The 6,243-nt window shown below is 75.3% G+C and carries 5 protein-coding genes; all 5 read left to right on the forward strand.

Annotated features, from left to right (window positions below; translation table 11 throughout):
* Positions 1–116: 116 nt before the first annotated feature.
* On the forward strand, positions 117–980 hold the full coding sequence (locus IE170_RS00110) for an SCO6745 family protein (protein ID WP_189807224.1): 864 nt from the start codon (positions 117–119) through the stop codon (positions 978–980).
* 78 nt (positions 981–1,058) lie between these two features.
* Positions 1,059–3,497, forward strand: a complete 2,439-nt coding sequence (locus IE170_RS00115) for a Tex family protein (RefSeq protein WP_308428341.1) — start codon at positions 1,059–1,061, stop codon at positions 3,495–3,497.
* A gap of 281 nt (positions 3,498–3,778) precedes the next feature.
* Positions 3,779–4,279, forward strand: a complete 501-nt coding sequence (locus IE170_RS00120; RefSeq protein ID WP_189807225.1) for an ImmA/IrrE family metallo-endopeptidase — start codon at positions 3,779–3,781, stop codon at positions 4,277–4,279.
* The gene (locus IE170_RS00125) at positions 4,269–5,447 is read left to right on the forward strand and encodes an MAB_1171c family putative transporter (RefSeq protein WP_189807226.1); all 1,179 of its coding nucleotides are present in this window, start codon (positions 4,269–4,271) and stop codon (positions 5,445–5,447) included. Before IE170_RS00120 ends, IE170_RS00125 begins: the two co-directional genes overlap by 11 nt.
* Positions 5,448–5,479: 32 nt before the next feature.
* The coding region (locus IE170_RS00130) for an SDR family NAD(P)-dependent oxidoreductase (RefSeq protein WP_189807227.1) at positions 5,480–6,243 on the forward strand (764 nt) is incomplete at its 3' end.

Below are 6,243 nucleotides of genomic sequence, written 5' to 3' on the forward strand. Positions count from 1 at the left end.
CCGGACCCCGCGGATCCCGCCGCTCCAGCCCCCGGATGCTGCCCTTCCGGCCTCGGATCCCGCCCTTCCGGCCCCCGCCCCGGCCGGCATACTGAGCAGTCGGTAACCTGGCCGCCATGACGCTTCCCGAGCACGCCGCCCGCCGCGCCTGGCACGCCGCGATCAACCCGCTGCACGCGACGATCTACTTCTCCCCGGACCTGCCCGCGGAGTTCGCCGCGCTCGGCGTCGCCGACCGCTCCACCGCGGCCCTCGCCTCCCGCGCCGCCGCCATGGGCGCCGTCGGCGCCGGCACCGTCACCGCCACCTTCTACAACTACCGCCACGACTACGTGGCCCGGCACCTGCCCGCCGTCTGGGACACCGTCACCCCGGCACAGGCCGTCGCCGCCCGCCTCCGCGCCGCCGACCGGACCCTGCGCCGGCTCCTCGGCGACGAGGCCGTTGCGTCCCCCGAGATGGCCGAGGCCGCCGACCTGGCGATGCGCGCCACCGAGGGCTGCTCCCGGCACGCCCGCACCCTCTACGCCGCCCACGCCGACCTGCCCGTCCCCGACGAGGCGCACCTGCGCCTGTGGCACGCCACCACCCTGCTGCGCGAGCACCGCGGCGACGGCCACCTCGCCGCCCTCCTCCAGGCCGGCCTGGACCCGCTGGAGGCGCTCGTCAGCCACACCGCGACCGGCCGCGGCATGACCCCGAAGTGGATCAAGGCGATCCGCGGCTGGGAGCAGTCCGACCTCGACGCCGCGGCCGCCCGGCTCCGCGAGCGCGGCCTCCTCGACGCCGACGGCGAGCTCACCGCCGAGGGCCGCGCCGTCCGCGAACGCCTGGAGGACGCCACCGACCGCCTCGACGCCGGCCCGTACGAGCACCTCGGCGCCGAGGGCCTGGCCCGCCTCGCCGAGCTCGGCGGCGGCTTCGTCTCCCGTGCCCTCGCCGCCGGGGCCTTCCCCGCCGACGCGTTCGGAAAGGCCTGACGCACCGCGCCGCCGGGCGCGGCCACCTGCCACAATGGGCAGCCTTCCAGTGCACGACGAAGGCAGGCGGAACCGAACGTGACGATGTCCATCGAAGGCAGGATCGCCGAGGAGCTCGGCGTACGGGAGCGGCAGGTCAAGGCCGCCGTCGAGCTGCTCGACGGCGGCTCCACCGTCCCGTTCATCGCGCGCTACCGCAAGGAAGCGACCGAGATGCTCGACGACGCCCAGCTGCGCACCCTGGAGGAGCGGCTGCGGTACCTGCGCGAGCTGGAGGACCGGCGCGCGGCGATCCTGGACTCCGTGCGCGAGCAGGGAAAGCTCGACGCCGAGCTGGAGGCCCGGATCAACGCGGCCGACACCAAGGCCCGGCTGGAGGACATCTACCTCCCCTTCAAGCCCAAGCGGCGCACCAAGGCGCAGATCGCCCGCGAGGCCGGCCTGGAGCCCCTCGCCGACGGCCTCCTCGCCGACCCGTCGGTGGAACCGGCCGCCGCGGCCGCCGCGTTCGCCGACCCGGACAAGGGCGTCGCGGACGCGGCCGCCGCCCTGGAGGGCGCCCGCGCCATCCTCACCGAGCGGTTCGCGGAGGACGCCGACCTCATCGGCGAGCTCCGCGAGCGCATGTGGGGCCGCGGCCGGCTCGCCGCGAAGGTCCGCGAGGGCAAGGAGGAGGCCGGTGCCAAGTTCGCCGACTACTTCGACTTCGCCGAGCCGTTCACCGAGCTGCCCTCCCACCGCGTCCTCGCCATGCTGCGCGGCGAGAAGGAGGACGTCCTCGACCTCGTCCTGGAGCCGGAGGAGCCCTCCGAGACCCCCGGCCCGTCCTCGTACGAGGGCACCATCGCCCGCCGCTTCGGCATCGCCGACCGCGGCCGCCCCGGCGACAAGTGGCTCGCGGACACGGTCCGCTGGGCCTGGCGCACCAAGATCCAGGTCCACCTCGGGATCGACCTGCGGATGCGGCTGCGCTCCGCCGCCGAGGACGAGGCCGTCCGCGTCTTCGCCGCGAACCTGCGCGACCTGCTGCTGGCCGCCCCCGCCGGGACCCGCGCCACCCTCGGCCTCGACCCGGGCTTCCGCACCGGCGTGAAGGTGGCCGTCGTCGACGCCACGGGCAAGGTCGTCGCGACGGACGTGATCCACCCGCACGTCCCCGCCAACCGGTGGGACGAGTCCGTCGCCAAGCTGGCCCGCCTCGCCGAGGAGCACGCGGTCGAGCTGGTCGCGATCGGCAACGGCACCGCCTCCCGCGAGACCGACCGGCTCGCCGCCGACCTGATCGCCCGCCACCCCGAGTTGAAGCTCACCAAGGTGATGGTCTCCGAGGCGGGCGCCTCCGTGTACTCGGCGTCCGCGTTCGCCTCGCAGGAGCTGCCCGGCATGGACGTCTCGCTGCGCGGAGCGGTCTCCATCGCGCGCCGCCTGCAGGACCCGCTCGCCGAACTCGTCAAGATCGACCCGAAGTCGATCGGCGTCGGCCAGTACCAGCACGACCTGTCCGAGGTGAAGCTGTCCCGCTCCCTCGACGCGGTCGTCGAGGACTGCGTGAACGGCGTCGGCGTCGACGTCAACACCGCGTCCGCGCCGCTGCTCGCCCGGGTGTCCGGCATCAGCGCCGGCCTCGCCGAGAACATCGTCTCCCACCGCGACGCGAACGGCCCCTTCCGCAGCCGCAAGGCGCTCAAGGACGTGGCCCGGCTGGGCCCGAAGGCGTACGAGCAGTGCGCGGGCTTCCTCCGCATCCGCGGCGGCGACGACCCGCTGGACTCCTCCAGCGTGCACCCAGAGGCGTACCCGGTGGTGCGGACGATGGCGAAGAGCGCGGGCAGCGAGGTCGCCGCGCTGATCGGCAACACCTCGGTGCTGCGGTCGCTGCGGCCCGAGCAGTTCGTCACCGAGGCCTTCGGCCTGCCGACCGTCTCGGACATCCTGCGCGAGCTGGAGAAGCCGGGCCGCGACCCCCGCCCGGCGTTCCGGACGGCGGCGTTCAAGGAGGGCGTGGAGAAGATCGGCGACCTGGAGCCCGGCATGGTCCTGGAGGGCGTCGTCACGAACGTCGCCGCCTTCGGCGCCTTCATCGACGTCGGCGTCCACCAGGACGGGCTCGCGCACGTCTCGGCCCTGTCGAAGACCTTCGTCAAGGACCCGCGGGAGGTCGTCAAGCCCGGCGACATCGTCCGCGTGAAGGTCCTCGACGTCGACATCCCGCGCAAGCGGATCTCGCTCACCCTGCGCCTGGACGACGAGCACGGCGCGGCCGCGGGCGGCGCGCCCCGGCAGCGCGAGGACCGCCAGGGCGGCCGCGGCGGCGGCCGGCCCCCGCAGCAGCGCGGCGGCGGCCAGGGCGGTCAGGACCGCCAGGGCGGCCGGCGCGGCGGCCAGGGCCGCGGCGGCCAGGGCGACGGCCGCAGGCAGGGCCAGGGCGGCGGCGCCCCCGCTCCCGCGAACAGCGCGATGGCCGACGCCCTGCGCCGCGCGGGCCTCGCCGGCCCCGAGGGGCGGCGCACCCGGTAACCGGCCGGCCGCCGGCGCGCGGCCGGAGGCAGGTGGCGGGGCCCCGGCGCAAGGCCCCGCCGCGGGGTGGCCGAATAGGCACCCCACCTGCGGACATGCCTTGCCAAGGCGCACAGATGATCTGTAGGCATGGGGAACGCCCGTTCGTCGTCCGGCGGACGGGCTTTTCCGTTTCCCCTCGCGACCGCACCTTACGAGGCCCTCTGATGGCACAGGACGTCACGCCCATGCCTGCTCACGCCTACCGACGCTGCCCGCGAAAGGGTCCGAAGAGGGATCACATGCTCCACTCGCAACTCGGCCTCCGCAAACGGTGCGAGAAGATTCTCGGCCATCTGGACCTCACCCACCCCTTCTCCCTCGAAGGGCTCTGCAACCGGATGGCCGAGCAGCGGGGCAGGCCCATCCGCCTCCACCCCCTGCCCAAGGAGGCCGCGGAGTCGGGCGTGTGCGGGCTGTGGGTGGGCACCGCCAGCGTCGACTACGTCTTCTACGAGAGCCACACCACCGCGCTGCACCGCGAGCACATCGTCCTCCACGAGCTCGGCCACATCCTCTTCGGCCACCACTCGCTGCGCGGCGAGGAGAACGGCGGCCAGGCTCCCGTCGTCCTCGGGCGCACCAACTACACCACCCGCCAGGAGCAGGAGGCGGAGATGCTCGCCAGCATGATCCGCATCCGCACGGCGACGCCCTGCCCGAAGCCTGCCGCCGAACTGCGCGGCACCCTCGCGCGGCTGGAGTCGGCCATGGGCTACGGGCGGGGCACCCGTGGCCACTGAGCTCCTCGCGCTCGGCGACGCGCTCGCCGTCCCCAGCGTCGTCTGCCTCTGGGCCGCCGTCCTGCTGCGCGCGCCGGCCGCGCTGCGCTCCCCGCAGCAGCGCGGCCTGTGGCTGGCCGTCGCCACCGCCGCCGCCGCGATGACCCTGAACCTGCCCGCCGTCGTCGCGCACGCCATGCGCGACCCGGCGCACTCCCACGCCGTGGGCCTGACCCGCAACCTCATCGGCGTGCTCTCCGCCGGCGCCGTGCTCTACTTCGTCGCCGCCGCCACGCGCGGCCGCGCCCTCCAGATCGCCGCCTGGACCGGAACCGCCGTCTGGCTCGCCGCGCTCGCCGTCCTCGACGCGGCCGCCCCCGCGCACGGCACCCACACCATCCCCGCGCAGGGCGACCCCGTGCCGTCCACGGCGTACTGGCTGCTGCTGATCGCCGCGCACCTGATCGCCAACACCGTCTGCGTCGCCCTGTGCTGGCGCTACAGCGGCCGAACCGAGAGCCGCGCCCTCGCCTTCGGCCTGCGCCTGTTCGGCCTCGGAACCGCCCTCGCCGGCGTCTTCTGGGTCGCCTTCCTCGCCAAGGCCCTCTTCGGCAGCACCTGGGCGATGCCCGCGATGCCGCTGACGATGAACCTGCACGGCCTGCTGCGGGCCGCCGCGATCCTCGTCCCGACCCTCTTCACCCTCCGCGGCACCGCCGCCGACACGGCCACCGCGTGGCGGCTGTGGCCGCTGTGGCGCGACCTCGTCCAGGCCGTGCCGCACGTCGCGCTCACCAAACCGCGCGCCGGCCGCCTCCTGGAACTGCTGTGGCCGCCGGTCCCGCGCAACCTGCTCGTCTACCGCAAGGTCATCGAGACCCGCGACGCCATCCTGATACTCGGCGACTACGTCGCCCCCGGCATCCCCGAACTCGCCGCCGCCCACGTCACCGTGCGCGGCGTGCCCGAGCCGCGGCGCTCCGCGGCCGCACTGGCCTGCGTCCTGAAGGAGGCCCGCGAGGCGAAGCTCGCCGGCCGGTCCGGGATGCCGGGGCCGGCCGCGCAGTGGGTGCTGCCCGCCGCCATGCAGACCCCGGCGGAGGGCACCGGGCTGGAGGACGAGGCCCGCTTCCTCGTGGACGTCGCCCGCGCCTACGGCTCGCCCGAGACCACCGCCTTCGCCCCCTGACCTCCGTACCGCCGCAGGAAGAGACGCCTCCCGTGCCCACCGCCTTGATCACCGGGGCCAGTTCCGGCCTCGGAGCGGCCTTCGCCCGCGGCCTCGCCGCCAAGGGCTGCCGCCTCGTCCTCGTCGCCCGCGACGCCGACCGGCTCCGCGCGGCCGCCGACCGCCTGCACCGCGAGTTCGGCGCGCACTGCGAGGTGCTGCCCGCCGACCTGCTCGACGAGGCCGGCCTGCGGCGCGTCGCCGACCGCCTCGCCGACCCCGCCCGGCCCGTCGACGTCCTGGTCAACAACGCGGGGTTCGGGCTCGCCGCCCCGTTCCCGCACAGCCCCGTCGAGGACGAGGAGCGGATGCTCGACCTCCTCGTGAAAGTGCCGCTGCGCCTGACCCACGCCGTCCTGCCCGGGCTGTGCGCCCGCCGCCGCGGCGCCGTCCTCAACGTGTCCTCCGTGGCCGGGCTGCTCCCGACCGGCACCTACGGGGCCGCCAAGGCGTGGGTCACCGCCTTCAGCGAGTCCCTGCGCGTGGACGCCGCGCCGTACGGGGTGCGGGTGCTCGCCGTGGTGCCCGGGTTCACCCGCACCGAGTTCCAGGCCCGCGCCGGCATGGACACCTCCACCCTGCGCGAGGCGGTCTGGCTGGAGCCGGAGGCCGTGGTGGACCGCGCCCTGCGCGACCTGGCCCTGCGCCGGCCCGTCAGCATCGCCGGCCGCCGCTACAGGGCGTACGCCCTGGCGGCACGGCACCTCCCGCGCGGCTTCGTCGCCCGCCGCATGGCCCGCACCCGCAGGCCGCCCGC

The organism is Streptomyces toxytricini, assembly GCF_014649915.1.
Taxonomy (GTDB): domain Bacteria; phylum Actinomycetota; class Actinomycetes; order Streptomycetales; family Streptomycetaceae; genus Streptomyces; species Streptomyces toxytricini.

Coding starts and splice junctions, on each gene's coding strand:
- IE170_RS00120 (WP_189807225.1), top strand. CDS start 3,779: ATGCTCCACTCGCAACTCGGCCTCCGCAAACGGTGCGAGAAGATTCTC.
- IE170_RS00110 (WP_189807224.1), top strand. CDS start 117: ATGACGCTTCCCGAGCACGCCGCCCGCCGCGCCTGGCACGCCGCGATC.